Origin of the sequence: Streptococcus sp. HMSC078H12, assembly GCF_001814615.1 — a bacterium.
Classification (GTDB): Bacteria; Bacillota; Bacilli; order Lactobacillales; family Streptococcaceae; genus Streptococcus; species Streptococcus salivarius_F.
Window position 1 is genome coordinate 183,969 of the sequence record NZ_KV817316.1, and the last position, 26,433, is coordinate 210,401.

The 26,433-nt window shown below is 39.9% G+C and carries 26 protein-coding genes; 23 read left to right on the forward strand and 3 right to left on the reverse strand.

Annotated features, from left to right (window positions below; translation table 11 throughout):
* Position 1: 1 nt before the first annotated feature.
* Positions 2 to 1,789 (forward strand): ABC transporter ATP-binding protein, encoded by a 1,788-nt coding sequence (locus tag HMPREF2979_RS02265; protein ID WP_070654918.1) that lies wholly within the window; start codon positions 2 to 4, stop codon positions 1,787 to 1,789.
* A gap of 96 nt (positions 1,790 to 1,885) precedes the next feature.
* On the opposite strand, the gene queA is transcribed toward HMPREF2979_RS02265, so the two are convergent.
* Positions 1,886 to 2,929, reverse strand: a complete 1,044-nt coding sequence (gene queA, locus HMPREF2979_RS02270) for a tRNA preQ1(34) S-adenosylmethionine ribosyltransferase-isomerase QueA (protein WP_060971295.1) — start codon at positions 2,927 to 2,929, stop codon at positions 1,886 to 1,888.
* A gap of 150 nt (positions 2,930 to 3,079) precedes the next feature.
* On the opposite strand from queA, the gene HMPREF2979_RS02275 reads away from it, so the two are divergent.
* Positions 3,080 to 3,781, forward strand: a complete 702-nt coding sequence (locus HMPREF2979_RS02275) for a glucosamine-6-phosphate deaminase (RefSeq protein ID WP_060971296.1) — start codon at positions 3,080 to 3,082, stop codon at positions 3,779 to 3,781.
* Positions 3,782 to 3,929: 148 nt separating this feature from the next.
* Here HMPREF2979_RS02275 and HMPREF2979_RS02280 read toward each other — a convergent pair whose 3' ends face one another.
* Positions 3,930 to 5,225, reverse strand: a complete 1,296-nt coding sequence (locus HMPREF2979_RS02280) for a sensor histidine kinase (protein ID WP_070654920.1) — start codon at positions 5,223 to 5,225, stop codon at positions 3,930 to 3,932.
* Positions 5,225 to 5,935, reverse strand: a complete 711-nt coding sequence (locus HMPREF2979_RS02285; RefSeq protein WP_070654921.1) for a LytR/AlgR family response regulator transcription factor — start codon at positions 5,933 to 5,935, stop codon at positions 5,225 to 5,227. The genes HMPREF2979_RS02280 and HMPREF2979_RS02285 overlap by 1 nt, the downstream gene beginning before the upstream one ends.
* Positions 5,936 to 6,267: 332 nt before the next feature.
* Here HMPREF2979_RS02285 and HMPREF2979_RS02290 point away from each other — a divergent pair, with 332 nt between their 5' ends.
* The 21 genes from HMPREF2979_RS02290 (at position 6,268) to fni (ending at position 26,295) form a co-directional block, all read left to right on the forward strand.
* Positions 6,268 to 7,401 carry a ThiF family adenylyltransferase gene (locus HMPREF2979_RS02290; protein WP_070654923.1) on the forward strand — a complete coding sequence of 378 codons (1,134 nt, stop codon included), beginning with the start codon at positions 6,268 to 6,270 and terminating at the stop codon, positions 7,399 to 7,401.
* Positions 7,398 to 8,309, forward strand: coding sequence for an ABC transporter ATP-binding protein (locus HMPREF2979_RS02295; RefSeq protein WP_070654925.1), 912 nt, complete (start codon positions 7,398 to 7,400; stop codon positions 8,307 to 8,309). The genes HMPREF2979_RS02290 and HMPREF2979_RS02295 overlap by 4 nt, the downstream gene beginning before the upstream one ends.
* Position 8,310: 1 nt before the next feature.
* Positions 8,311 to 9,033 carry an ABC transporter permease gene (locus tag HMPREF2979_RS02300; RefSeq protein WP_064524865.1) on the forward strand — a complete coding sequence of 241 codons (723 nt, stop codon included), beginning with the start codon at positions 8,311 to 8,313 and terminating at the stop codon, positions 9,031 to 9,033.
* 190 nt (positions 9,034 to 9,223) lie between these two features.
* Entirely contained in the window at positions 9,224 to 10,207 is a 984-nt protein-coding gene (locus HMPREF2979_RS02305; RefSeq protein ID WP_070654927.1) for an oxygen-dependent tRNA uridine(34) hydroxylase TrhO, read from the forward strand.
* Positions 10,208 to 10,385: 178 nt separating this feature from the next.
* The gene (locus tag HMPREF2979_RS02310) at positions 10,386 to 10,583 is read left to right on the forward strand and encodes a helix-turn-helix transcriptional regulator (protein ID WP_014621323.1); all 198 of its coding nucleotides are present in this window, start codon (positions 10,386 to 10,388) and stop codon (positions 10,581 to 10,583) included.
* A 13-nt stretch (positions 10,584 to 10,596) separates the two neighbouring features.
* The gene (locus HMPREF2979_RS02315) at positions 10,597 to 11,091 is read left to right on the forward strand and encodes a DUF6773 family protein (protein WP_070654929.1); all 495 of its coding nucleotides are present in this window, start codon (positions 10,597 to 10,599) and stop codon (positions 11,089 to 11,091) included.
* A 79-nt stretch (positions 11,092 to 11,170) separates the two neighbouring features.
* Positions 11,171 to 11,941: a nucleoside phosphorylase gene (locus HMPREF2979_RS02320; RefSeq protein WP_070654931.1), complete on the forward strand. Its 771-nt coding sequence runs from the start codon at positions 11,171 to 11,173 to the stop codon at positions 11,939 to 11,941.
* 90 nt (positions 11,942 to 12,031) lie between these two features.
* Positions 12,032 to 12,715: a VIT1/CCC1 transporter family protein gene (locus tag HMPREF2979_RS02325; protein WP_070654933.1), complete on the forward strand. Its 684-nt coding sequence runs from the start codon at positions 12,032 to 12,034 to the stop codon at positions 12,713 to 12,715.
* A gap of 82 nt (positions 12,716 to 12,797) precedes the next feature.
* A complete protein-coding gene (locus HMPREF2979_RS02330; RefSeq protein ID WP_070654935.1) occupies positions 12,798 to 13,517 on the forward strand; it encodes a 16S rRNA pseudouridine(516) synthase in 720 nt (239 codons plus the stop codon).
* A gap of 247 nt (positions 13,518 to 13,764) precedes the next feature.
* The gene (locus HMPREF2979_RS02335; RefSeq protein ID WP_070654937.1) at positions 13,765 to 14,910 is read left to right on the forward strand and encodes an amidohydrolase; all 1,146 of its coding nucleotides are present in this window, start codon (positions 13,765 to 13,767) and stop codon (positions 14,908 to 14,910) included.
* Positions 14,911 to 15,371: 461 nt separating this feature from the next.
* Positions 15,372 to 16,484 carry an alanine dehydrogenase gene (gene ald, locus HMPREF2979_RS02340; protein WP_037601550.1) on the forward strand — a complete coding sequence of 371 codons (1,113 nt, stop codon included), beginning with the start codon at positions 15,372 to 15,374 and terminating at the stop codon, positions 16,482 to 16,484.
* Between the two features lie 210 nt (positions 16,485 to 16,694).
* The gene (locus HMPREF2979_RS02345; RefSeq protein WP_261787280.1) at positions 16,695 to 17,057 is read left to right on the forward strand and encodes a hypothetical protein; all 363 of its coding nucleotides are present in this window, start codon (positions 16,695 to 16,697) and stop codon (positions 17,055 to 17,057) included.
* 36 nt (positions 17,058 to 17,093) lie between these two features.
* Positions 17,094 to 17,894: an alpha/beta fold hydrolase gene (locus HMPREF2979_RS02350; protein WP_070654941.1), complete on the forward strand. Its 801-nt coding sequence runs from the start codon at positions 17,094 to 17,096 to the stop codon at positions 17,892 to 17,894.
* Positions 17,895 to 18,057: 163 nt separating this feature from the next.
* Positions 18,058 to 18,618, forward strand: a complete 561-nt coding sequence (locus HMPREF2979_RS02355; protein WP_037602048.1) for a PepSY domain-containing protein — start codon at positions 18,058 to 18,060, stop codon at positions 18,616 to 18,618.
* 102 nt (positions 18,619 to 18,720) lie between these two features.
* A complete protein-coding gene (locus HMPREF2979_RS02360; protein ID WP_037602124.1) occupies positions 18,721 to 19,395 on the forward strand; it encodes a response regulator transcription factor in 675 nt (224 codons plus the stop codon).
* Between the two features lie 127 nt (positions 19,396 to 19,522).
* Positions 19,523 to 20,710 carry a sensor histidine kinase gene (locus HMPREF2979_RS02365; protein WP_261787281.1) on the forward strand — a complete coding sequence of 396 codons (1,188 nt, stop codon included), beginning with the start codon at positions 19,523 to 19,525 and terminating at the stop codon, positions 20,708 to 20,710.
* A gap of 180 nt (positions 20,711 to 20,890) precedes the next feature.
* The gene (locus HMPREF2979_RS02370; protein WP_061652258.1) at positions 20,891 to 22,207 is read left to right on the forward strand and encodes an FAD-containing oxidoreductase; all 1,317 of its coding nucleotides are present in this window, start codon (positions 20,891 to 20,893) and stop codon (positions 22,205 to 22,207) included.
* Between the two features lie 242 nt (positions 22,208 to 22,449).
* Positions 22,450 to 23,328, forward strand: a complete 879-nt coding sequence (gene mvk, locus HMPREF2979_RS02375) for a mevalonate kinase (RefSeq protein WP_070654943.1) — start codon at positions 22,450 to 22,452, stop codon at positions 23,326 to 23,328.
* The gene (mvaD, locus tag HMPREF2979_RS02380) at positions 23,310 to 24,254 is read left to right on the forward strand and encodes a diphosphomevalonate decarboxylase (protein WP_070654944.1); all 945 of its coding nucleotides are present in this window, start codon (positions 23,310 to 23,312) and stop codon (positions 24,252 to 24,254) included. Before mvk ends, mvaD begins: the two co-directional genes overlap by 19 nt.
* Positions 24,247 to 25,242, forward strand: coding sequence for a phosphomevalonate kinase (locus HMPREF2979_RS02385; RefSeq protein WP_070654947.1), 996 nt, complete (start codon positions 24,247 to 24,249; stop codon positions 25,240 to 25,242). Before mvaD ends, HMPREF2979_RS02385 begins: the two co-directional genes overlap by 8 nt.
* 48 nt (positions 25,243 to 25,290) lie before the next feature.
* The gene (gene fni / locus HMPREF2979_RS02390) at positions 25,291 to 26,295 is read left to right on the forward strand and encodes a type 2 isopentenyl-diphosphate Delta-isomerase (protein ID WP_070654949.1); all 1,005 of its coding nucleotides are present in this window, start codon (positions 25,291 to 25,293) and stop codon (positions 26,293 to 26,295) included.
* Positions 26,296 to 26,433: the final 138 nt, after the last annotated feature.

The following is a 26,433-nucleotide window of genomic DNA, read 5'->3' on the forward strand; positions in this document are numbered from 1 at the left end:
AATGAAGAAAAATAAAATGAAAACAAGTCATTCCTCAAGTTTTGGCCGCCTTTGGTCCTACTTGCAGGCTTATCGTTTCCCGCTTTATCTAGCCATTTTCTTGAAAATTGTTAGTGTCATCATGAGTGTCATTGAACCCGTAGTCATTGGTTTAGCTATTACAGAGCTGACCAAAAATACGCTGGATATCATTAAGGGGGTAGAAGGTGCCCATATCAACGTATCCTATGTTGGTTTGGTTCTGGTTGTTTATCTCTTGCGTGGTCTTATTTATGAGTTGGCTGCCTACTATTCCAACTATTTCATGACCAATGCTGTGCAAGCAACGGTTCAAGATATGCGAAATGAGATGACTGATAAAATCAATCGTACTTCAGTGTCATACTTTGATAAGCACCAGTTTGGGGACCTCTTGGGCCGCTTTACTAGTGACGTTGAGACAGTATCTAATGCCTTGCAGCAGTCATTCTTGCAGATTGTTAATGCCGTCTTTACTCTAGTCTTAGTTATTGGAACAGTGCTTTGCCTTAATCTTCAATTGGGAGCTGTGGTTGTTATCACTATTCCGATTACTTACTTTGGCGCTCGCTTCATTATGAGTAAGTCTCAACCTTACTTTAAGCAACAGGCTGATGCTCTAGGTACTCTTAACGGTTTTGTTCAGGAAAATCTGACTGGTTTCAATGTGCTTAAACTTTTTGGCCGTGAGGATAGATCTTTAGACGACTTTAAAGAGATTACGGAAGACCTTCAGAAGGTAGGTTTTAAGGCCAATTTCATTTCAGGCCTCATGATGCCTGTACTTAATGGTTTATCTGACTTGACCTATCTCATTGTCGCTGTTCTAGGTGGTTTGCAAGTTTTGGCTGGTCGCTTGACGATTGGTAATATGCAGGCCTTTGTTCAGTACGTTTGGCAGATTAATCAACCTATTCAGAACTTGACTCAGTTAGCTGGACAATTGCAGAGTGCTAAGTCTTCTTTGGACCGTATTTTCCAACTGATGGATGAACCAGACGAGGCTAATGATGCTACTGAAGTGCTTGAAGGAGATTTGACCGGTCAAGTTAGCTTTAAGCATGTAGACTTCCAGTATGTGGCTGATAAACCTTTGATTCGTGACTTTAATCTTGAAGTCAATCCTGGCGAAATGGTCGCTATTGTCGGCCCAACTGGTGCCGGAAAATCAACGATTATCAATCTTCTCATGCGTTTCTATGATGTGACTGCAGGTTCTATCTCGGTTGATGGTCATGATATTCGTAACTTATCACGTCAGGATTATCGTAAACAGTTTGGTATGGTGCTTCAGGATGCTTGGCTCTTTGAAGGAACTATCAAGGAAAATCTTCGTTTTGGTAATCTTGAGGCAACTGATGAAGAAATTGTTGAAGCCACTAAGGCTGCCAATGTGGACCACTTTATCCGTACGCTACCTGGCGGTTATAACATGGAAATGAACCAGGAATCAAGTAACATTTCACTGGGACAAAAGCAACTTTTGACCATTGCGCGTGCGCTTTTGGCTGATCCTAAAATCTTGATTTTGGACGAGGCAACCTCATCAGTTGATACTCGTCTGGAACTCTTGATTCAAAAGGCTATGAAGACTCTCATGCAGGGTCGAACAAGCTTTGTCATTGCCCACCGCTTATCAACGATTCAAGAAGCAGACAAGATTTTGGTCCTTAAAGATGGTCAAATCATCGAACAAGGGAACCATGAATCCCTCCTTGCAGATAAAGGCTTCTATTACGACTTGTATAATAGCCAGTTTGCAGAGAAATAAATAAAAAATCCATCAGTTCATAGCTGGTGGATTTTTTCTGAATTTGACGAGCAATAAAAGAGACTTCTCCTATAGGGAAAAGTCTCAAAATCAATATTATTTCTCAGCAGGTCGTGTGACGAACATGGCATCTCCGAAACTGAAGAAGCGGTAGCGTTCTTGGACGGCGTGTTTATAGGCATCAAGGACGAATTCACGGCCAGCAAAGGCTGAAACCAACATCACCAAGGTTGATTTTGGAAGGTGGAAGTTGGTTGAAAAGGCATCTACGACTGTGAATTGGTAGCCTGGTTTGATAAAGATATTGGTCCAGCCTGAGTCGGCTTGGAGTTGACCATCGTATTTATTGCCGATTGTTTCTAGTGTTCGAATAGAGGTTGTTCCCACTGCAATGATGCGTCCTCCAGCGGCTTTGACACTATTGAGTGTATCGGCAGCGTCTTGGCTGAGGGTGTAAAATTCTGAGTGCATCTCATGTTCGTCGACATTATCGACAGAAACAGGTCGGAAGGTTCCCAGTCCAACGTGAAGGGTGAGGTAGACCAATTTTACACCTTTAGCTTCAATCTTTTGAAGTAATTCAGGAGTGAAATGGAGGCCAGCTGTAGGAGCAGCGGCAGAGCCATTTTCCTTGGCATAGACCGTTTGGTAACGGTCACGGTCTTCTAATTTTTCATGGATATAAGGTGGCAGTGGCATCTCGCCCAAACTTTCCAAGACCTCAAGGAAGATACCGTCGTAGCTAAATTCTACGATTCGACCACCGTGATCTAGTTCCTCAGTGACAGTGGCAGTCAAGCGGCCATCGCCAAAACTGACTTTAGCACCTACTTTAAGGCGTTTGGCTGGTTTGGCCAATACTTCCCATTTATCCCCTTGGGTATTTTTCAAAAGTAGGAATTCCACATGGCCGTGGGTATCAGGCTTTTCACCATATAGGCGGGCTGGAAGCACACGTGTATTGTTCATGACCAAGGCATCGCCAGGGTTAAGCTGGTCGATGATGTGGTCAAAGTGGGTATCAGTCATTTCCTTGGTTACAGGATCAATGACCAAGAGTTTAGAGGCATCACGTTGTTCCAATGGGGTTTGAGCAATCAGTTCCTCTGGCAGTTCAAAATCAAAATCGTTTGTATTCATTTCTTTCCTCGTTTAAAAATGTTCAGCCTTTTTATTATAGCACGATATAGGGCGACCGTCATTAAAGGAGTTGAGTGAAAGCGCTTGACAAAAAGGTTAAAAAAAGAGATAATAAAGAAAATGGTATATACCAATATTGAGGTGAATAGAATGAAAAAGATTTTAGTTAAGAATCAAGTTGAGGGAGGCCAAGTTGCCTTTGATCTTCTTAAAGAGAGCCTTGCAGCAGGTGCTCAAACATTGGGCTTGGCGACAGGTAGTTCACCTATCGCTCTTTACCAAGAGATGGTTGAAAGCGACGTGGATTTTTCAGAACTTTACAGCGTCAATTTGGATGAATATGTTGGACTAGCACCAGACCATGAGCAGAGCTACCATGCCTTTATGAAGGCTCAACTCTTTGATGCTAAGCCATTTAAGGAGAGCTTCTTGCCTGACGGCATGGCTGAGGACTTGGAGCAGGCGGCTAAGGATTACGATGACGTCTTGGCACAACATGCCATTGACCTGCAAATCCTAGGAATCGGAAGTAATGGGCATATTGGTTTTAATGAGCCAGGTACGCCTTTTGATAGTCAAACTCATGTGGTCGACTTGACTGACAGCACCATTGAAGCCAATAGCCGTTTCTTTGCTAGTCGTGATCAGGTTCCTACTAAGGCTATTTCGATGGGAATTGCTTCTATTATGGCTGCTAAGAAGATTATCTTGTTTGCCTATGGTGACAAGAAGGCAGATGCCATTTTCAAGATGGTCAAGGGTCCTGTGACAGAGGAAGTACCAGCTAGTGTCCTACAAAATCATCCAGATGTGACTCTTATCCTAGATGAGGCAGCCGCTGCGAAATTGTAAGATAATACATAAGTCAAAAAGATGCGAGTATAGAAAAAAACAGGTTGAGCTAATGCTACTCAACCTGTTTATTAATGAATAAATATAATATAGATTTTGACCTCAAATATTTACGTTACCTAATTATGACTCATTTTTCATCAATTACCTAAAGTTCTTTAGTCGGAATAGTCCCTATTTTTATTGGTAATAAAATCTCTATTTGATATTGTCCATCTTTTATAAAGCGTTTGATATTACCTTGATATTCTTTAACAAGAGCATCGATATTTCGCAACCCCAAGCCATCTTTTTGACGAGACTTACGAGTAGATTTTTCTTTCTCATCAAAATTATTTCTAATATTGATAAAAAGATTTTGTTGAAAGTAACGGATATTAATTGATAAGCTTCTTTCTTTATTTGGTAGTCTGAGACAAGCTGCAATACTATTGTCTAGGCAGTTTCCTAATATAACAGCTAAAATATCTGGCTGAATAGATAATTCTTGTGGTACAAAGCAATCAATTTCCATTTTTATCTCATCTTTTAAATGATGTAGTTTTTGATTTAGTAAGAAATTAATAGTTTGATTTTTAGAGTAGAAAGTTTGTTTACCTACTATACTATCTGTTAATGAATAAAGATAATCTTTTGCCTCTTCAGGATTTTTCTCTAAAAGCGATAAAAGAGTCAAATGTTTATTTTTTAAGTCATGCCGAAGGCTTTGGAGACGTTGATACTCTTCTTGAGATTGTTGTATTTCTCGAACTTGAAACTGTAGCTGTTCTTTTTCCAATTGATTTTGGTAATATTGCTGCTGTTGACGAGCAAGGTACAGATTAAAATAAAGAGAGGAAAGAGTCAATACAATGAGAGATGAGAGAGAAATGATTGAAAGGTAATCTGCTCCAAATACCCCTCCTTGAATAGCAGATATTGTAAAAGCAAAGAAAATAGATAAAAGAGGCACGATAAACTGATAAAGCCAGTTCCCCTTAGAAGTAGCAATACGAAGCCTTTGATGGGACAGAAGAAGCTTTCGTAAAATAAGAGTTATTCCTGTAGACAAAAAGAAACTTATTCCGAGATACAAACTAATAGCTTCTAAATTTTTTGATAGTTCCCCTAAAGGTAAAATTAGTTGGATTCCTTGGTTTAGGACAGCCCCTGCTAACAAACTTAGGCTAGTTTGTAAAAGAATCCAAAAGGAAGACTGGCGAATAGGATAATCAAAATTGAGGCCGATTAGATAGTATTCTAAAATGTTTAGAAGGAGATTACTGACCAAAAAAACACGACTCTCAGAGAATAGGAACACGAGTTCCCCATGAAAAATCAATATGAAAAAAAGGGCTATTAAAGGCTTCTTTTTCATATTGACTTTAGAGAATGGTCTATAAAATAAAATACTTGCTAGAAATAAATCGTACAAGATACTGATTATTCGTAATCCTACTAACATTAAAAATGCCTTTCACTTAGATATCTGTAATACTTTTCTTTAAAAGAAAACTGAAACTTTCTACTAATTGGGAGTAGGTGTTCTTCAGCCCCATTTAGTAAAATAGTAACTGTTTTTGAATCAAAGTCTTTGATGTATTTGGGGTTTAAAATATAGGAAGCATGAATTTGAATAAAATAATTAGGGAGTTTTTCCAAAATCTCTTTTGTTTTTAGTAGAGACTTGTAGGTACCTGTTTTTGTGTATATAAATACTGAACGTTTATCTTTTTCAAAAAATACAATATCGCTCGAAGGGACAGAATAATTGTGTTTACCAAATGAGAAGGTAAAAAGTGCTTGGCCTATATCCAAAAAACGCAAAATACGATCCAATACTTTCGTTAACTTTTGAGATTCTATCGGTTTTACGATATAGTCAAAAGTCTGAACTTCGAAGACTTGCTCCATATAATCACGATAACTTGTCACAAAAATAATAGGAATGAAAGGATTAAATTTTCTAATCTTCTGTGCTAGGTCAATCCCATTGATTCCTGGCATATTAATATCCAAAAAGACACAGTGGATGTCTGGCGTCAGCTGATTTAACAGTTTTTGTGGATTTGTATAAAGTTTTGTTTCTAGAGGAAATTTATCATAAGAAAGTAAATAATGTTCTAATTGGCTAGCATCTCTATCAGAGTCATCACAAATAGCAACTTTTAACATTGAAAACTTCCTCTCTTATTTCTGTATGTTAATTATAACGTTAAAATGGTCAATTATGACACAATTGTAAGAAAAATGTAAGTTTAGTATACAATATTCTTATTAAAGATGAAAGGAGAATTCCAAATGAAAAACATTCAAGTACGTAAGGCCGTAGCTCAAACCGAAATTAGCTGGGGTATTATTTAATTGCTTAAAAATGTTAAATAAACATATAAGCAAATGTTACCTTCGATTCTATCACGGAAAATTTTTGATAGAATTACTACAATAAGGCGAGGGGAAATTATAAAATCACCTCGTCTTTCTTTTTGAAAAATAGTGAGGAAAAAATGAAATTCCATTGTCCAAGAATAAAAGAAATATATCCTATTTATAAACTTCACGATAATTTGTTTAGGGTAGGCTCCCAAATTGGTATAACTACTGAAATCAGTGATGAGGACGATAAAATGTGGAGTTTAGTTAATATTTTAGATGGAAGGGCTATTAATGACGTTGTAGATATTATGTTAACTAAGTATCCAGATTTAACGGAACAAGATATAATAGGTGCTATTGAACTATTGGATAAGGAGGGAGTTATTGAAGAAGATGCTACAATAAATTGTATTAAGGAAAGATATCATTCAAATATCTACTATTTTAGTCGCTATTTAAATAGTTTTAAAGATAGTATAGATATTCAGAAGAGACTTAATGAAACGACAGTTCTTTTATTAGGACTTGGCGGAGGAGGGTCTAATATACTGACTTTGCTATCTGGTCTGGGACCTAAAAAAATAAAAATAGTGGACTTTGATATCATTGAAAAAAGTAATCTAGGTAGGCAATTTTTATACAAGGAGGAAGACGTAGGGGCTCTTAAAACACAAATTGCCCATCAAGAAGTGTCAAAAATGAATTCTGATATCGAAGTTGAAACTCATAATTTACGTATAACATGTGTAAACGACTTGTTGCCATTATTAGACAATGTTGACATTGTTATTTGTGTTATTGATGAACCACAATATGATATTCAGCGTATTGTAAATAAAGCTGTAGTTACAAAAAATATTCCGTGTGTTTTTGGTGCAAGTCAAGTTAGTCGCGGACGTGTTTATTCTGTAGTACCCCATCAAACAGGATGTTTTGATTGTTTAAACATTCATTACACGAAAATTGATAGTCTATTCTTGGAACAATTTCGGGGTATTCGTACTGTTACCAAGAAAATTCCTACAATTGCTTATGGTCCGGCTATGTTTCAATTGACATCTGCTATTGTTGATGAGGCTGTTCGATTAATAACTAAATATGCAGAACCAATGAGTCTTAATCGTCAATACGAGATTAATTATGAAAACGGAGCGTCGTTTACACACAAACCTTGGGGACATTATCCTGATGAGTGTCCTACATGTGGTAACGGTAAGGAGGAAAATTGGGAAATCTTTTCTCAATACGGAGAAATAAAATTATGACCTTTGAGACGCTCACCATTGAAAATCTAACAAAATCATTTGATAAACAACATTTTGCTAATAACCATATCTTCTTAGAGATAGAAGCTTCAAAAATCACAGCTCTTTTAGGACATAATGGTGCTGGTAAATCAACCCTTTTAAAGCAAATGATTGGCTTTATTAAGCCTGATAAGGGAGATGTTCACTACGGAGATATTTCTTTTATACATAACCGTAAACAAGCTCGAACAATGATGAGTTATATGTCACAACAATATGCACCACTTGACAAGTTAACTGTTGAGCAAAATTTAGAGATGATTGGAAGAATGAGAGGGTTAAGCACCTCAGAACTCCAAAAAGAAATTGATCACCTTCTAGCAGATCTAGAAATAGTAGAATACCGTGATAAACAAGGGAAGAATCTTTCAGGAGGTCTAAAACGGCTTACATCTTTTGCGATGGCATTAATTGGCTCTGCTGATATCATGCTTCTTGACGAACCAACCAACGATGTTGATCCTGTACGTCGTGAGAAACAGTGGCAATTATTACAAAAGCTGGCTTATAAAGGACACACTATTATCATTGTTACCCACAATCTACTAGAGGTCGAAAAATATGCGGATAATTTTGCTCTTTTTAACCATGGTAAATTATTAAAATCTGGTCCAGTGCACCAAATGTCTTATAAAAATCATTATCAAATTACTTTCAATTTTGTTAGTAAAGAATTTGTAAGTCTATTCGAAAATTATACGATAGTCAATGGTTGTGTTTGTCAGATGGAAATTGAGGAAAGTGAATTAACCCGAATACTCATTCAAGTCAAGGAAGGTCTAGAAAAAGGGATTATTTCAAACCTTTCGGTTAAGATGAAAACATTATCTATTTCCGATCTCTATAAAGAGGAGCTTGTTAACTGATATGACTCAATTTTTTTACTTACTTCGTTGGAACTTTCTTCGACAAAAAAATCTATTCATTCTATTCACACTAGCTCAAGTGCTTTTGTCCGTTTCACTTCTTTTTGGGTATCCGTTGGTAATTGGTAAGATGGATACAACAACTGCTTACTATCTTGCCTCTGGATCAGTTTTAATGGGAGTTATTTCTATTGGTTGTACGATTTCATCTCCTGTCATAGCCAATGCCAAGTCAGAAGGTCATGTGGACTATATTCGAGCTTTACCTATTCCTAGGATTCTAATTTCTTTAGCTGACCTGTGTATATGGTTAATTGCTATTTTACCAGGTGTATTCATCTCTTTTATATTAGGCTGTCTTCGCTTTTCTGTACAATTAAATTTGTCAATTTTGTCTGTTTTTGTGATGTTGCTTATTTGCCTAACAATGATTAGTCTAGGATTTTCAATTGCTTATATATTTTCCCAAAATATTGTAACGCTAATGTCTCAGCTTATTTTAATGATTGGTCTTATGTTTTCACCTATCATGTATCCGGCAAGTCGTCTTCCAGATTGGCTAGATCAACTTTATTATCTACTTCCATTTGTCCCTTCTGCGAATCTTCTTAGAGCTAGCTTTTATAGACATGGAACCGTTTCGCTTGTAGATATAGGAGTTCTTATTTTCTGGATTTTTCTGACACAACTGCTTATCTTAGGAACACTACAAAAAGAATTGTAATACTATCTTGTAGAAAAACTATCCCACGAAACTCAGGTTGAGGCATTTGGCGCTCAGCCTTTTTCTTTTGTGAAAAGTCACTTCCAAGCAAATCAATTGCTTAGCCCTCTTTGATAGCGCTATAATAGTTAAGTTGACTTTGACTATCAAACAACAGATATAGATATTTCATAAAGAAAGAGGACATACAATGGCAAAACCTATTCGAGTATTGCTTTATTATAAATACCTTCCCATCGAAAATGCTGAGCAATTTGCGGCAGACCACTTGGCTTTTTGTAAGTCAATCGGTCTAAAAGGACGTATCTTGGTCGCTGACGAGGGAATCAATGGAACGGTTTCTGGTGACTATGAAACCACTCAAAAATACATGGACTATGTTCACAGCCTTCCAGGGATGGAGGACCTTTGGTTCAAGATTGATGAGGAAGAAGAGCAAGCCTTCAAGAAGATGTTTGTTCGTTACAAGAAGGAAATCGTTCACCTTGGTTTAGAGGATGATAACTTTGACAGCGACATCAATCCACTTGAAACTACAGGTGCTTACTTGTCACCAAAAGAGTTTAAAGACGCTCTTTTAGATGAGGATACTGTTGTCCTTGATACACGTAACGATTATGAATATGACCTTGGTCACTTCCGTGGAGCCATTCGTCCTGACATTCGCAACTTTCGTGAATTACCACAATGGGTTCGCGACCATAAAGAAGAGTTCATGGACAAGCGCGTGGTTGTTTACTGTACTGGTGGTGTCCGCTGTGAGAAATTCTCAGGTTGGATGGTCCGTGAAGGCTACAAAGATGTTGGCCAATTGCACGGTGGTATCGCAACTTACGGCAAAGATCCAGAGGTTCAAGGGGAGCTTTGGGATGGTAAGATGTATGTCTTTGACGAGCGTATTGCTGTTGATATCAACCATGTAGATCCTATCGTTGTCGGTAAGGACTGGTTCGATGGCACGCCTTGTGAACGCTATGTCAACTGCGGTAACCCATTCTGTAACCGTCGTATCCTTGCTTCAGAGGAAAATGAAGATAAATACCTCCGTGGCTGCTCACACGAATGTCGTGTTCACCCACGTAATCGTTATGTCTCTGAAAATGGTTTGAGTAAAGAAGAAGTTGTCTCACGTCTTGCGGCTATTGGTGAGAGCTTGGATGTAACACCTGCCTAAGTTTAAAGTTAGAAGAAGCTGAGAGCAATCTCGGCTTTTTATTTTGCAATTTATTTCTAAAATAATGGAATATATATATTGCAAATAGAAATATATAGTGTATAATATAAATGAAAACAGATAGTAATCACAATCTATGTTGAAGATAAAATCAGATATGATGAAAAGGAGGGGGCATGTGGCAAAGAATTTACGTTTAAAAGCAGCTCGAGCAGAGCATGATATGACCCAGGGAGACTTGGCAGAAGCGGTAGGTGCAACAAGACAAACCATAGGGTTGATTGAAGCCGGAAAGTACAATCCCAGCCTAGCCTTATGCATTGCCATTTGCAAAACACTGGACAGGACCTTGGATCAACTGTTTTGGGAGATTTAGGAAGGAAGTAAAGATGATGAAATTTAAGCTTGTTAATAATAAAGTTACAGATGAACGCGAAGAAGCTCTAAATAATAAAGTTGGTGCTGAATGTTTTTACATAATGATTGCTGGGACGCTTGCGTGCTTGGTCTATAGTTCCTTCTTTAACAAGGGGGTTATTACCTCTAATTACTTAGCCTTCCCATTGTTTATAGCATGGATTTGGTCTATTTATAGATCTGAACGACTTAGTGTTAACACATTTGGGGGTTCCGGAATGACAGTCTTAGGTTGTTTACTGGTGACTGCGCTTATCACTCTTATGATAATGTCAGCTAACTATCAGTTTAACCACAATGTCTATCATAATAATCCCCTGGATCCTAGATATCTCATGGCTTGGCCACTTACTTATATTTTGTATATTCCCTTTGTCTTTTTTATGAATTGGGCTCTCACAGCACTGGGAAGATATGAGAGAAGACGTCTTGAAAAACAGCTGGACGATTTGGAGAATGAAGAATAAATAGTGATAGAATCAGACCGTTCTTTTTGGTCTGATTTTTTTGTGTTATAATGGGTCCTAAAACCTAAGGAGGTCACGTATGCTACTAACTGAATTTGATGATAATAGACAAGCGATTATCAATCCACAAGACTTACACGAACCAATTGAAGGATTTCCCAAAGTTGTCATCTCTTGCTTTTCAAGAGTAACTTTTGCTCGCCTCCTTGAGAATTATGACCATGAGGTCATTGCAAGAACCTCTATGGCTAATTTTGAAGTCGTGGTCTATGGGATCACTATTGGAGACCAACAGATTGGTGCCTTTAATGCACCCGTTGGGGCATCTTCCTGTGTGGGGATTATTGAGGACCTAATTCAATTTGGGATGGAAAAGCTCGTTCTTTTTGGGACCTGTGGAGTTTTAGATCGAGATATCGAAGCGACCTCCATCATCATTCCAATAGCTGCTCTTCGCGACGAGGGGACCAGTTACCACTATCTTCCAGCTAGTGATGAAGTGGAAGTAAACAAGAAAACCCTTCCGATCTTCCAAGCCTTTCTGGAAAGCCACAAGGTTTCCTATCAGTCAGGAAAAGTGTGGACGACAGATGCACCGTACCGGGAAACCATCGACAAGATGAAGCGACGAAAGGAAGCAGGAGCCATCTGTGTGGATATGGAATGTTCAGCAGTGGCAGCTTTAGCAGCTTATAGAGGCTTTGAGCTCTGCCATTTCTTCTACGCGGCAGACCACCTCTCTGAAGAAAAATGGGATATCCGAACCTTATCTAGTCATGAGGATTTAGATGAAAAAGATAAGGTGGCTTTATTAGCTTTGGAGTTTGCGTGTGACTGGAGTAAACCTTAAAAATTCTACTTTTTAAACTTCTTATTTGTAATCATTCTAAATAACTGTTATAATACTTTTTAGAATCATTCTAAATAAGGAGTAAGAAAATTGGAAGATAAGAATTTTGCAGAACGTTTAAATATTTTGAGAGCTGGTGTTTTGGGTGCCAATGATGGCATCATTTCCATTGCAGGAGTGGTTATCGGTGTGGCCAGTGCGACATCTAACATTTGGTTCATCTTGATTTCTGCCTTGTCAGCGATTTTTGCCGGTGCCTTTTCGATGGCCGGTGGCGAATATGTCAGTGTCTCAACGCAAAAAGATACCGAAGAAGCTGCCATCGCTAAGGAACAAGCTCTCCTGGATCGCTCACCTGAAGCAGCTAGAGAGAGTTTGTACCAAACCTTCCTCAGTCAGGGGGATTGCGAAACAGCAGCCGAAGTCAAGGTCAATCAAGCCTTCAGTAAAAATCCTATCAAGGTCTTAGTTGAGGAAAAATATGGAGTGGACTTGGATGAAATTACCAATCCATGGCATGCTGCCGTATCAAGTTTCTTTGCTTTTTCAGTGGGTTCCTTGCCACCAGCACTAGCTATCATGCTTTTCCCAGAGCCTTACCGTATTCCTGTAACAGTGGTCGTGGTTGCCCTTACCTTGCTCTTGACTGGTTATATCAGTGCCAAGCTCGGAAAAGCACCTGTTAAACAAGCGATGTTGCGTAACTTGACAGTAGGACTCTTGACCATGCTTGTAACCTTCTTGGTCGGGCATATCTTCCACGTGAATGTGTAAGTGTTAATAATGGATAAGTCTACCATGTGAGGTGGGCTTTTTTAGTCTGCTAGACCAAGCTTATCCGTGGTACAATAGGGTTATGCGTTTAGATAAATTATTAGGACAGGCGGGCTATGGTTCTCGCAATCAAGTCAAGAAGCTTATTCGTAGCCGTCAGGTATACGTGGATGGCATCTTGGCTGAACAAGATAATCTTAATGTGGATGCTAGTCTTCAAACTATTACGGTTTCTGGTAAGGAACTGGAGCATGCCCCAGAAGTCTACTACCTTATGAATAAGCCGTCAGGGGTGGTGTCAGCTCGAAGGGACAAGGAACACCAAACAGTCATTGATCTGATTAAGCCTGAAGATCAGCGAGACGGCCTCTATCCTGTTGGGCGATTGGATAGAGATACGGAAGGATTGGTGCTGATTACTAACAATGGTCCCTTGGGATTTGCCCTGCTTCACCCACGTTATCATGTGGCTAAGACTTATTACGTTGAGGTTAATGATATTCTGGGGCCTGATGCACCTGCATTTTTTGAATCCGGTGTTGTCTTTGAGGATGGTACTGTTTGTCAATCAGCTCAGCTAGAAATTCTAAATTCTGCGAGTGACAAGAGCTGTGCTAGAATTACGATTTCAGAAGGTAAGTTTCATCAAGTGAAAAAGATGTTTTTGGCTTATGGCGTCAAGGTGACCTATCTTAAGCGTATTTCTTTTGGAGCGTTTAAGCTTGATGAAGGGATAGCAGTAGGATCCTACAGAGCCTTAACGGAAGCGGAAAAAGTGATTTTGCGTACTTATTTGGGCTAGTCATTTCTTCTTATTAAGCTATGATAGGAACTTTCAATCTCCTGATAGGTCTATCCTATCAGGAGGCTTAATACTGTAAGGCCCATAACGACGGTCTTTTCTAGGGGTATAAGTGAAACTTATGGCATTCCATAAGTTTTTTTAATTTCTCAAGCCTTGTTTCTGGTGGTATGATGGTATCAATTCGATTGAGAACTGAAGTAAGTCAGGAGCAATGACCAAGTCTAATCAGAGAGGGAGGTTCATTATGACAGAAGTATTTTATAATCATTTAGCAAAGACACGTCATCAGATTCACCAACATCCAGAGGTTTCTGAGGAGGAGCACGAGACGACAGTCTTTTTGAAAGGTTATTTGAAAAATCTAGGTATTGAGCCTTTAAATTATCCCTTGAAGACGGGACTCGTCGCTGAGATTGGGTCAGGTCATCCGATTATTGCTTTGCGTGCTGATATTGATGCCCTACCGATCAAGGAAAAGACAGGACTTCCTTATGCCAGCGACAATGGGGCCATGCATGCCTGTGGTCATGACTTTCACCAGACCTCTCTACTTGGAGCTGCTCAGCTTTTAAAAGAGAGAGAAGCAGAGCTTAAGGGGACTGTTCGCTTGATTTTTCAACCAGCCGAGGAAAATTTCCAAGGGGCCTATCAGGTCATTGAAGCGGGTGGTCTTGACGGTGTGTCAGCTATCATCGGTTATCACAATAATCCTCACTTGAAACCTGGTCAGATTGGTCTTCGTTCGGGAGCTATCATGGCAGGTGTGGAGCAGTTTAGGGTTGATGTTAAAGGTGTTTCGTCCCATGCTGCCCGTCCTGATTTGGGTGTGGATACGGTCTTGGTCACTACGACCATCATCAACAATTTACAACAGATTGTTGCTCGTACGGTATCGCCCTTTGAATCGGCTGTATTGTCAGTCACTCATATCGAAGTTGGAAATACCTGGAATGTCCTTCCGGCATCGGGATTTTTCGAAGGAACGATTCGTACCTTTGAGCCTAAGGTTCGTGAAGATGTCATTGCTCGCTTTGAAAAAGTTGTTCAGACGACAGCGAATCAGTTTGGTGCTCAAGTTGACATTACTTGGGGTAATTCACCTTACGTGACCTACAATGACCAGACACTCACACCACTCATCTTTGAAAATTCTAAGGCCTTTGCAGAAGTGATTGAAACGCTGCCATCAACAGGGGGCGAAGACTTTGCGGCCTATCAAAAGGAAATACCAGGAGTCTTTGCCTTTGTTGGCTCAAATGGTGAAGAAAATGCACCAGACTGGCACCATGATGATTTCCTTGTGAAAGATGAGGCCTTGCCAGTAGCTGTGAATTACTATGTGGAAAACGCCCTTTTCCTACTTGACTATTTTAAGGAGAAAGGCAAATGACCATTCCCTTAATCGGTATTACCAGTAATGAAAAGCTTGTTAGAGAGTTGAGAGCTTCACTGACGCCCCATTTATAGGTGTTCAGTGGCATCCTGAGTTTCTCTTGGAACATAAGCTCTTAAAAGACCAAGGACTCTTTGATTATTTTGTTAAGAGTTTTAAATAAAGCTTAAGAACTTTAAATTGGTACTACTTTTGATATTGAAAAGGAGGACGTGCTTAAGGAGAAAAAATCTTTTGATCATTTAGTTTACACTTAAGAACCCAGCCGATTGGTTGGGTTCTTTTGTCGTATTTTAGAAGCAAGATTTCAGGACTTAGAAAGGGAGGGAAGATTTTTCACTTGCTATTTTTGAGTTTTTTAGATAAAATGAAAGCGTTATCATTTCAAAAATAGATAGGGAGTGGTCAAGTCATCTTTTTGATGTTTGACCTTATAACTTCCGAATAAGGAGAAACGTATGTTAATTGGTATTCCAAAAGAAATCAAAAATAACGAAAACCGTGTGGCTCTAACGCCTGCAGGTGTCCAAAGTCTTGTGGCTAAGGGACATGTCGTGTTAATCGAAACAAATGCAGGCCTTGGCTCTGGTTTTGCGGATGCAGATTATGCCAATCAAGGTGCTAAAATCGTTGCAACTGCTGCAGAAGCATGGGCAGCTGAGCTTGTGGTTAAAGTTAAGGAGCCTCTTGCAGCAGAATATGGCTTCCTTCGTGAGGATCTTTTACTCTTTACCTACTTGCACATGGCAGCAGCTCCAGAATTGGCAGATGCTATGGTCAATGCTAAGACAACAGGTGTGGCCTATGAAACAGTACGTAGCCAAGAAGGTCACCTACCACTTTTGGTTCCAATGAGTGAAGTTGCAGGACGTATGGCCGTTCAAATCGGTGCTCACTTCTTGACCAAACAAGAGGGTGGCTCTGGCGTTCTCCTAGGTGGGGTACCTGGTGTTCCTAAAGGGAAAGTGACTATTATCGGTGGTGGTGTCGTAGGGACACATGCAGCCCGCATTGCCCTTGGACTTGGAGCTCAAGTGACTATCCTTGATATCAGTGCTAAACGTTTGTCTGTCCTTGAAGAGGTCTTTGGTAGCCAAATTCAAACACTTATGTCAAATCCGCTCAATATTGAAGCGAGTGTCCGAGATGCTGACGTGGTTATCGGTGCTGTTCTTATCCCAGGTGCTAAAGCACCGAAACTTGTTACTAACGATATGGTTAAACAAATGCGTCCAGGTTCAGTTATTGTTGACGTTGCCGTTGACCAAGGTGGGGTTGTTGAAACTGCGGATCGCGTGACCACTCACGATGAGCCCGTTTATGAAACACATGGTGTTCTTCACTATGCCGTTGCCAATATCCCAGGAGCTGTAGCACGTACATCAACTATTGCCCTTACCAATGTCACTTTGCCTTATATCGAAGCCCTTGCAGGAAAAGGATTCAGAAAAGCCATTAACGACGACGAAGGTCTGCGTCAAGGGGTTACAACCTACCAAGGTCATATTACTAGCAAACCGGTTGCAAAGGGCTTAGACAGAGAGTATACATCAATTGATGAATTGGCATAAATAGATTATTTAGCATAAACAAAGAGGAGTCGCACCATGATTTGGTTGACTCTTTTTTTGTGGTCTGAGACAAGAAATGCTACAAAGCCGAAACTGTTAGAATTTTTCTAATTTTGCTCTTATTTTATGCTATAATGAGTAGACATATTAAGGGCAGTAATGAGTATCTATAAGGTATTTTATTCATGTTTGCCATTAGGAGGTTTTATCGTGGCCAACCATATTCGTGTGATCACAGTAATTATTTTCTCTCAGCTTGTCGTTCTTTATTTTGGTTTTCGTATGGATGTCTCTTTGACCGAACTGCTAACTACAGTAGCTGTGGCATCTCTGGTTGAGATTATTTATCATGTGAAGTTTGTTCGTAAGATAGGAGCCAATATTTCTTTTGAGACTTTTTGGAAAAACTGTGACCAACTTTTTAGAAAAAATGCTGTGCTGTTGGCTATTTTACTTTGTGACCTGCTTATTTTTAAAGGTGGGGATTTCATGGCCTTCATTCTTTGGCAAGTTACCTTTGTTGTCTTGGTAAGTATTATCATCATGGCATCAAATAATGCCCCGGACGCATGATACTACTTAAATCTTACAATAGAAAGTGTGTAGATAATGTTTACCATTCAAAGAAATCATTTGTCGGACCAAGGTGTAGATTATGTCACTTTTGGTAAGGGAGACAAAACTCTTATTATCATTACGGGATTAAGTTTGCAACGATTAGGTGATATGTCCAACCTTGCCATTTACTCGCTATTTTATCGATACGCTAAGGAGTATACGGTCTATATTTTTGATAGAAGGGACCACATCGAAGAAGGCGTTTCTATTGAGGATATGGCGGATGACCTCTATCAGTCCTTTCAAGAATTACATATTGATAATGCTTCTATCATAGGCATATCACAGGGAGGTATGATTGCTCAGCTATTTGCTATCAAGTATCCTCAAAAGGTAACTAGTCTGGTGTTAGCTCTGACATTCTCTCGAAATAATGATATCAGTAGAGAAACCATTGGAGGGTGGATAGAGATGGCAGAAAATGGTGATATGGACCAGCTAAATAAGGATTCGATGAGTAAATCATTTTCGTCACCTGTTTTAAAGAAATTATATGTGATTAACAGATTATTTTTGAGGTCTGTAAGCAAGGAAAAATGCCATCGATTTGTTGGTTTAGCCAAGTCAATTCTAGCCTTTGATTGCTATAGTTCGCTTGATAAAATCACCTGCCCGACTCTTGTCTTGGGAGCCAAAAACGATTTAGTTCTGGGTGTGGGTGGTGCAAGGGAACTTGCAAATAGCATTCCAAAAGCTTCCTATTATGAGTTTAGCAAACAGGGGCACGCGGCCTTTATTGAAAGTAATCAATTTAATAAAATGATATTAGAATTTCTGCGAAAGAATGCTTAGGCAGCAAACTCATAAAAATAAATCTAACCACTTACTCTCTCTAAAAAAATCAAAAAAAATAGTAAAAAAGTTATTTATTCATTTTAGATTCATCTTTCTTAGCTAAAATAAAATCATCAAGAGAAACTTGATAAGTTAATAAAAAAGAAAGTTGGAACATATCATGAAAAAAACAATTAAACAAAAAACAGTTATCACACTTGCATCACTTGGTCTCGCATGTAGTTCAGTAGTAGTGTTTGCTAATACTGCTAAAGCTACTAAAAGTACTGGGTCAACTACCCAATCAAGTTTGACGGTAGACCAAGCCAAAGAAAAAGCTCTCAATGAATCAAAAAGTGGTCAGGTAATCGGTTATGAGCAAGAGGCTAAGTTTGGAAAAACTGTTTTTGAAATTACTATTCTTGATGGTCAAAATGAGAAGGAGTACAAAATTGATGGTCAGACAGGGGATGTCTTGAAGTCTAAAACGAAAGACTTGACCAAGGATAAGGATGATAAGCAATTGATTAATGCTAGTTATAAGATTGATTTAGCTGGTGCTGAAAGTCAGGTTAAATCTAAATATCCTAAGTCTACTATTGAAAAATTGCAATTAGATGTTGAGAATAATACACTTGTCTATGACGTTAGTCTAACTGAGGGCAAGAAAGAGATTGATCTTGAACTTGATGCTAATACAGGCCAAATTGTAGAAGAAGACATTGAAACAGAAAAAGATTAATTTTAGTTATTAAAAATCTAAATCTCGACTAGTCCTTTACTAGCCGAGATTTTTCATACGAACATGATATAATATGGGATAAGAGAGTGAGAGTAGATGTCTATGAAAATATTAGTAATTGAAGATGAAGTTGACTTGAACCGAAGCATAGTGAAATTATTAAAGACACAAAAATACAGTGTTGATTCGGCTTATGATGGTCAAGAGGCATTGGATTACATCAAAGTTTCACAGTATGATGTGATTATTTCAGATATTATGATGCCTAAATTAGATGGTTTGGGGGTATTGTCCTACTTGAGAAATCATCATATTAAGACACCGATTTTGTTGTTAACGGCAAAAGATACACTAGAAGACAAGGTGACGGGTTTGGATGCTGGTGCAGATGACTATCTCGTAAAACCTTTTGAATTCGATGAATTGTTAGCTAGAATTCGTGTCATGCTTCGAAGAGATAATAGGGAAAATCTAACCAGTAGTGTGGTTTTTGGAGACTATTGTCTAGATTTTGTGAAAAAAACGTTGACTCAAAATGGCCAGCTGATTGACTTAACCTCTAAGGAATTTGAACTTCTTGAATGCCTGGTTAGACACCCGAATATTGTTTTAAGTCGGGAGCAAATTAGAGAGCATATTTGGGATTTTGATTATGTGGGAGAATCGAATATCATTGATGTGCTAGTCAAGAATATTCGAAAGAAATTGGGGAATCCGTCAATTATTCAGACAAAGAGGGGCATGGGCTATGTTTTCAAAAATGAAGAATCAGACTAAACAACTCTCTATAATTTCGAAGGTAACACTTTGGTATACAGTGTTTGTCTCCTTACTATTCATTGTCATGTTTGTAGCCTCTTTTATCATATCAGGAACTTGGTCTGACTATGAATCACGAAGTGAGTTGGAACAAGAAACGGTAGAATTGTCTACGGATCTTGATGATTTTGAATCCTTTGATGATGGTATCTATTTTGCACTCTACAATCAAAATAAGGAGTTTGAAAAAGGGGCACTCCCAAGTGATTTTGATGCGAATGCTTCCTTTAAGTCTGGTAAATTATCTACCTATAGCAGTTCACAAATGAACTATTATTATTACGATGTTTATAATGCCAAGAAAGGAAAGTGGATTCGTGGTGTGCGAACCGCATCTGGACTGAGTAAGGAATTAACCTTGTTTTTAATTTCGATAGCTATTCTTGCTCCCATTTCAATTCTTGGTATGGCATGGGTAGGACGTCGAATTTTAAAACGTGCATTTGTGCCAATTAAAGATGTGACTCAGATGGCGGAAGAGATTACAGAAAGTAGAGACTACACTAAACGTGTTTCCTCTTCTTATAAGCTGTCTTATGTTGAAACGACACGATTGACCAAAGTTTTTAATGACATGATATCATCGGTCCAGTCGACTTTTGAGAAAGAAAAGCGGTTTAATCAAAATGTTTCTCATGAACTTAGAACACCACTTTCTGTCATCTTGTCTGAAAGTGAGTTTGGTTCGAAATATGCTGATAGTCTGGAAGAATCCAAAGAATCCCATACTATCATAAACCGTCAGGCGAAATTAATGAAAAATATGACGGAGCAAATTTTGGAGTTGTCTAAAACTCAGAAGCTTAATTGGAATGATTTAGAAAGATTATCGTTGTCAAGCCTGATATCAGAATATTGCCAGGCACAAGAAAGAAAGTGGGCAGAATCAGCTATTGATTTTAAAGTAGCTATTGAACCCAATTTATGGATAAAGGGTGAGAAGTTACTTGTCATCCGAATGCTAGATAATCTGCTGAGTAATGCTATGAAATTTACTCGTACTAGTATTTCCATTACTCTTGAAAGGGTGGACAATCAGGCTCTTTTAAAAGTGGCAGATGATGGTATTGGTATCTCAGAAGACCAGCTCAATAAAATCTGGGACCGTTTTTATCAGGTCGAAGATTCTCGAAACAAATCGCTCAATAGTGGTGTTGGGTTAGGTTTATCCTTTGTCAAAGATATTGCAGAGTTACACCGGGCAGAACTTGATATTCAGTCTAAAGAAGATGTTGGGAGTAGCTTTATGATTCGTTTCCCTCTATGTGATTAGGAAAATGGGGTGAGTCTAAAAAGTAGTTATTTCTAGCTAGACTATTTTAAAGTCTTACAGTTTAGCTTCTATATTGAACTAGGGGGAGGTTACTAAACTTCCCCTTTTTGATTTACGGATCAGATATGTGCAGTCTGAAAAATTAAATGATAGAATGGCAATAGATAGGAGGATACAGAAATGTTAAACTATGATTTGATTGTTATCGGTTTCGGTAAAGCCGGTAAAACTCTGGCTGCTAAGATGAATGCAGCTGGTAAGAAAGTTGCTGTCATCGAGCGCAGTAAAGCGATGTATGGTGGTACTTGCATTAATATTGCTTGTATCCCAACTAAGACTATGATTGTTGCGGCTGAGAAGGGCTGGTCATTTGACGATACCATGAAAGAACGTGGTGCAGTGACTGGTCGTCTTAATGCTAAGAATTATAAAATGTTGGCAGACAATGGCGTTGATGTCATTGATGCAGAGGCACATTTTGTGTCAAATAAGGTTATTGAAGTAGTGGCTGGTGATGACCGCCAAGAGCTAACAGCTGAGACTATTGTCATCAATACAGGTGCCGTGTCTAATGTCTTGCCTATTCCTGGCTTGACAACAACTAAGCATGTTTACGATTCAACTGGTATTCAAACCCTCAAAGCCTTACCAAAACGTTTAGGTGTCTTAGGTGGTGGTAATATCGGTCTTGAATTTGCTGGCCTTTATAACCGTTTGGGAAGTCAAGTGACTGTCTTGGATGCAGCGACTAGCTTCTTGCCACGTGTGGAGCCATCTATTGCTAAGTTGGCCAAGGAATACATGGAAGAGGACGGCATTGTCTTTGAGCAAGGTGTTAAAACTTCCGAAGTGAAAAATGACGGTGATGAAGTTGTCGTTGTTACTGACAAAGGCGAGTTCCGTTTTGATGCACTCCTCTATGCGACAGGACGCAAGCCTAATATCGAACCTCTTCACTTGGAAAATACTGATATCGCCTTGACTGAGCGCGGTGGTATCCAGGTCAATAAACATTTGGAAACAAGTGTTCCTGGTGTCTTTGCAGTTGGTGATGTTAATGGTGGTCTTCAATTTACCTATATCTCACTAGACGATTTCCGTATTGTCTTTAATTACCTAACTGGTGATGGCAGCTATAACCTTGAAACACGTGGAGCTGTTCCAACTGCTATGTTCCTCAACCCACCTTTGGCACAAGTTGGTCTTACTGAAGACCAAGCCAGAGCAGCAGGTGGACCGGTTGCTGTCAAGGAACTTCCAGTTGCTGGTATGCCTCGTGGTCATGTTAATGGCGATTTGCGTGGTGCCTTCAAAGCTGTGGTAAACCCTGAAACTAAGGAAATCTTGGGAGTGACCCTCTTTGGTCAAGAATCTCATGAAATTATCAATCTAATTACCCTAGCTATGAATCATCACATTCCATACACAGATTTGGCTAAACAAATCTTTACTCACCCAACTATGGCTGAAAACCTAAACGATTTGTTTGCGATTTAAAATGAAAAGAGCCGAGAGGCTCTTTTTTTGGAAACATATCTCTAATGCAAAGCGACACTCTAGGTTAGATGTCGCTTTTTTTGCGCTTTGATGATAAGATAGAAGTGACATAGGAAAATTCCTTAGATTGGTGCTCTTAATCTACTCAGGGAGGTTGATAGACCTTGAGTCACCACTAGAAACTGTATGAAAAACTTAGAAAGATACTCGTATACCAACTGGTCTGTGAGTGTGTATAGCTTATGACTAAGAAAGTAGGAGTGGGCAAGGCCCACAGTAAGATTATTTTGATGGGGGAGCACTCGGTTGTTTATGGCCATCCTGCCCTTGCTCTCCCTCTTAAGGATATTGAGGTTGTCTGTCAGATTCAGGCGGCTGAGACTCCTTTGACACTCAAGGCTCAAGATCCCTTGACTATGGCGATTTTTTCAGCCCTTAACTATCTGAAAATCAAGAACCAGCCTATCAGTTATGATATTTCGTCTAGTGTCCCTGAAAAGCGTGGCATGGGGTCATCTGCTGCAGTGGCCATTGCGGCTATTCGTGCGGTTTTTGATTATTTTGACCAGGAGCTTAGCCAGGAGACCTTGGAAATGCTGGTTCATCAGGCAGAGACCATTGCCCATAGTAAACCTAGTGGCTTAGATGCCAAGACCTGCTTGAGTGACCAAGCCATTAGTTTTACGCGGAATATTGGTTTCAAGGAAATCGAGGTCAATCTGGGTGCCTATCTGGTCATTGCTGATACGGGCATCCATGGAAATACCCGTGAGGCCGTGGAAAAAGTAGAGGCTATTGGACTAGATGCCTTGTCAGACCTTAACCGATTGGGAGAATTAAGTCAGAAGGCGGAAGGAGCCCTCAAAGCCAAGGATCAAAAGCTTCTTGGTCAGCTCATGTCTCAAGCCCATAATCACCTTAAATCTTTAGGCGTGTCTTGTGACCTGTCCGACCTTCTGGTAGCAACTGCTCTAGAGCATGGTGCACTGGGAGCTAAGATGTCAGGCGGAGGACTTGGTGGCTGTATTATTGCCCTAACAAGTACCAAGGACCAAGCCCAAACGATTGCTAAAAAACTTCAAGAAAAAGGAGCCGTAAACACGTGGATAGAAAGCCTGTAAGCGTCAAATCGTACGCAAATATTGCTATTGTCAAATACTGGGGTAAGGCAGATGCGGAGCGTATGATTCCTTCAACCAGCAGTATCTCACTGACTTTGGAGAATATGTATACGGAAACCAAGTTGTCTTTTCTGCCTGAGGATGCGACTGGAGATGTCATGTATATCGATGACGAGCTCCAAGGGGAAAAAGAAACAATCAAGGCCAGCAAGGTCTTATACCTCTTCCGTACAAATCCTAACCAACATGTCAAGATTGAAACTTGGAACAACATGCCGACAGCTGCTGGTCTATCCTCAAGTTCCTCTGGCCTTTCAGCTTTGGTCAAGGCAGCTAACGAGCTCTTCCAAGTAGGAAAAACGCAGTCTGAATTGGCTCAAATTGCCAAGTTTGCTTCAGGCTCATCATCACGTTCTTTCTTTGGACCATTGGCAGCTTGGGACAAGGATAGCGGAGAGGTTTACCAAGTTGAAACAGACCTCAAATTGGCCATGATTATGCTGGTTTTGACAGATCAAAAGAAACCCGTATCAAGCCGTGATGGTATGAAGTTGTGTACTGAAACATCGACATCCTTCCCAGACTGGATTAAACAGTCTGAGCAAGATTACAAGGATATGTTAGGCTACCTCAAGGCTAATGATTTCCAAGCGGTCGGTGAACTCACTGAAGCCAATGCCCTTCGTATGCACCAAACCACAAGTACGGCAAACCCTCCATTTTCATATCTGACGGATGCTTCCTATCAGGCTATGGACAAGGTTAAGGCTCTCCGTGCTTCTGGTGAGCAATGTTATTTCACAATGGATGCAGGACCAAATGTTAAGGTGCTTTGTCTGGAAGAAGACCTGGACCGCCTAGCTGACCACTTCCGTAAGGACTATCAGGTCATTATTTCACGCACCAAGGAGTTGCCAGATGCTTAAGCAGTCGGTCAGTCGAGCCAGGGTAAAAACTGGCGGAAAACTCTACATTGCTGGAGAATACTCAGTCCTAACAGCTGGGCAGACAGCCCTAATCCAGTTTATCCCTATCTTTATGTCAGCAGAGGTCAAGGAAGCACCAAGCACACAGCTATCTTCTGATATGTTTGACTATAGTGTTAACCGTGAGCCAGACGCAAATTATGCCCTCATTCAAGAGGCTTTGAATACTTTTGAAGCCTATTGTGGTGAGAACTTGCCCGCTCTGGACCTTTCAATTACTGGAAAGTTGGAGCGAGATGGTGTTAAATTTGGCATTGGCTCATCAGGTTCAGTTGTGGTATTGACCCTCAAGGCCCTGGCAGCGGCTCTGCAGAAAGACTTGTCCGAAGACATTCTCTTTAAATTAGCTAGTTACACCCTCCTCAAACAAGGAGACAACGGTTCTATGGGGGACCTAGCTTGTATCGTATACGAGGATCTGGTTTCCTATCGCTCTTTTGACCGTGCAAAAATAGCAGAGCTTATAGACCAAATGACTCTATCAGAACTTTTGGAGAAAGACTGGGGATATCGTATCAGACCTGTAGTGCCAGCTCTCAAAGCTCATTTTTTGGTGGGGTGGACCAAGCAAGCTGCTATCTCAAAAGATATGGTTAAGATGGCCAAATCTCGTATATCAAGCAAGTATCTAGGTGAAACCGAAGTTGCTGTTCAAGTTGCCATCAAGGCTCTGGAAACAGGAGATAAGAACTTGCTTAAGAGCAGCCTTCAAACTGTCAGTGACCAGTTGGAATCACTGAGTCCAGATATTTATGTGGACAAGCTGAAAAAACTCAAAGAAGCAGAGCAAGGACTCGATGCCATTGCTAAGTCCTCTGGAGCTGGAGGTGGCGACTGTGGTATCGCCTTTGCCTTTGACCAATCTAGCCGAGATGCTCTAGTTGAGCGTTGGCAGCAGGAAGGTATAGAGCTCTTGTATGAGATTTAGGGATCAGCTAAGTAGACATTATCACGCAAGAAAGTAAAGAAATAACCTATGACAAATCGTAAAGACGATCACATCCGTTATGCCCTCAAGTACCAGTCGCCCTACAATAGTTTTGACGATATGGAACTTATCCACAAGTCTCTACCGACTTATGATTTAGATCAGATTGACTTGTCCACACATTTTGCGGAACGAGATTGGGATTATCCCTTTTATATCAATGCCATGACAGGTGGTTCCGCCAAGGGTGGTGCTGTTAATCGAAAATTAGCTGAGGTGGCCAGTCGAACAGGTATTCTCATGGTGACAGGTTCCTACAGTGCTGCTCTAAAGGGAGAAGAACCAGAATCCTTTGACTATCGCCAAGAGTTTCCAGACTTAGACCTAGCGACTAATATCGGTGTGGATAAGTCTGTGGACCTGGGCATTAAGACGGTGGAAGCTATGAAACCAGTCTTTTTACAGCTCCATGTTAATCTTATGCAGGAGCTCCTCATGCCTGAGGGAGAGCGTATTTTCCATACATGGAAGGAAAATGTGGCGGCTTATGCACAGAAAATAGAGGTTCCTCTTGTACTCAAGGAGGTCGGCTTTGGTATGGATGTGGAAACCATTCGTTATGCCATGTCTCAGGGCATCAAAACTGTGGATATCTCAAGTCGTGGTGGGACTAGCTTCGCCTATATTGAAAATAGTCGAGGTGGCAACCGAGATTACCTCAATGACTGGGGACAAAGCACCGTTCAGACCCTCTTGCAAGCCCAAGACCTTCGTGATAATGTGGAAATCCTAGCCTCAGGTGGCGTGCGAAACCCACTTGATATGGTCAAATGTCTGGTCCTAGGAGCAAAAGGTGTAGGCCTCTCACGAACAGTCCTTGAATTGGTAGAACGCTACCCTGTGGATAAGGTTGTGGCTATCGTTAATGGCTGGAAAGACGACCTTCGTCTCATCATGTGTGCCCTTGATTGTCGAACTGTTGATGAGCTCAAATCTGTGGATTACATCTTACACGGTAAGCTGCAAGGGACTTATATCAAGCAAGGAAAGTAGGAAAGAGCCAAGTGCTCTTTTTTTCTTTTTCTTATTATGTTAAAATATTGTAATGTAAAACATCGTGTTTTTCAGCCAATGCACGCTTGTTTTCAGGAAAATATGTGGAATGATAGGTTTTAGGTTAAAGAAATATTA

What these genes read in the sequence shown, in the direction of transcription:
- HMPREF2979_RS02265 (WP_070654918.1), top strand. Translation starts at nt 2, where the DNA reads ATGAAGAAAAATAAAATGAAAACAAGTCATTCCTCAAGTTTTGGCCGC.
- queA (WP_060971295.1), bottom strand. Translation starts at nt 2,929, where the DNA reads ATGAATACAAACGATTTTGATTTTGAACTGCCAGAGGAACTGATTGCT.
- HMPREF2979_RS02275 (WP_060971296.1), top strand. Translation starts at nt 3,080, where the DNA reads ATGAAAAAGATTTTAGTTAAGAATCAAGTTGAGGGAGGCCAAGTTGCC.
- HMPREF2979_RS02280 (WP_070654920.1), bottom strand. Translation starts at nt 5,225, where the DNA reads ATGTTAGTAGGATTACGAATAATCAGTATCTTGTACGATTTATTTCTA.
- HMPREF2979_RS02285 (WP_070654921.1), bottom strand. Translation starts at nt 5,935, where the DNA reads ATGTTAAAAGTTGCTATTTGTGATGACTCTGATAGAGATGCTAGCCAA.
- HMPREF2979_RS02290 (WP_070654923.1), top strand. Translation starts at nt 6,268, where the DNA reads ATGAAATTCCATTGTCCAAGAATAAAAGAAATATATCCTATTTATAAA.
- HMPREF2979_RS02295 (WP_070654925.1), top strand. Translation starts at nt 7,398, where the DNA reads ATGACCTTTGAGACGCTCACCATTGAAAATCTAACAAAATCATTTGAT.
- HMPREF2979_RS02300 (WP_064524865.1), top strand. Translation starts at nt 8,311, where the DNA reads ATGACTCAATTTTTTTACTTACTTCGTTGGAACTTTCTTCGACAAAAA.
- HMPREF2979_RS02305 (WP_070654927.1), top strand. Translation starts at nt 9,224, where the DNA reads ATGGCAAAACCTATTCGAGTATTGCTTTATTATAAATACCTTCCCATC.
- HMPREF2979_RS02315 (WP_070654929.1), top strand. Translation starts at nt 10,597, where the DNA reads ATGATGAAATTTAAGCTTGTTAATAATAAAGTTACAGATGAACGCGAA.
- HMPREF2979_RS02320 (WP_070654931.1), top strand. Translation starts at nt 11,171, where the DNA reads ATGCTACTAACTGAATTTGATGATAATAGACAAGCGATTATCAATCCA.
- HMPREF2979_RS02330 (WP_070654935.1), top strand. Translation starts at nt 12,798, where the DNA reads ATGCGTTTAGATAAATTATTAGGACAGGCGGGCTATGGTTCTCGCAAT.
- HMPREF2979_RS02335 (WP_070654937.1), top strand. Translation starts at nt 13,765, where the DNA reads ATGACAGAAGTATTTTATAATCATTTAGCAAAGACACGTCATCAGATT.
- ald (WP_037601550.1), top strand. Translation starts at nt 15,372, where the DNA reads ATGTTAATTGGTATTCCAAAAGAAATCAAAAATAACGAAAACCGTGTG.
- HMPREF2979_RS02350 (WP_070654941.1), top strand. Translation starts at nt 17,094, where the DNA reads ATGTTTACCATTCAAAGAAATCATTTGTCGGACCAAGGTGTAGATTAT.
- HMPREF2979_RS02355 (WP_037602048.1), top strand. Translation starts at nt 18,058, where the DNA reads ATGAAAAAAACAATTAAACAAAAAACAGTTATCACACTTGCATCACTT.
- HMPREF2979_RS02360 (WP_037602124.1), top strand. Translation starts at nt 18,721, where the DNA reads ATGAAAATATTAGTAATTGAAGATGAAGTTGACTTGAACCGAAGCATA.
- HMPREF2979_RS02370 (WP_061652258.1), top strand. Translation starts at nt 20,891, where the DNA reads ATGTTAAACTATGATTTGATTGTTATCGGTTTCGGTAAAGCCGGTAAA.
- mvk (WP_070654943.1), top strand. Translation starts at nt 22,450, where the DNA reads ATGACTAAGAAAGTAGGAGTGGGCAAGGCCCACAGTAAGATTATTTTG.
- HMPREF2979_RS02385 (WP_070654947.1), top strand. Translation starts at nt 24,247, where the DNA reads ATGCTTAAGCAGTCGGTCAGTCGAGCCAGGGTAAAAACTGGCGGAAAA.
- fni (WP_070654949.1), top strand. Translation starts at nt 25,291, where the DNA reads ATGACAAATCGTAAAGACGATCACATCCGTTATGCCCTCAAGTACCAG.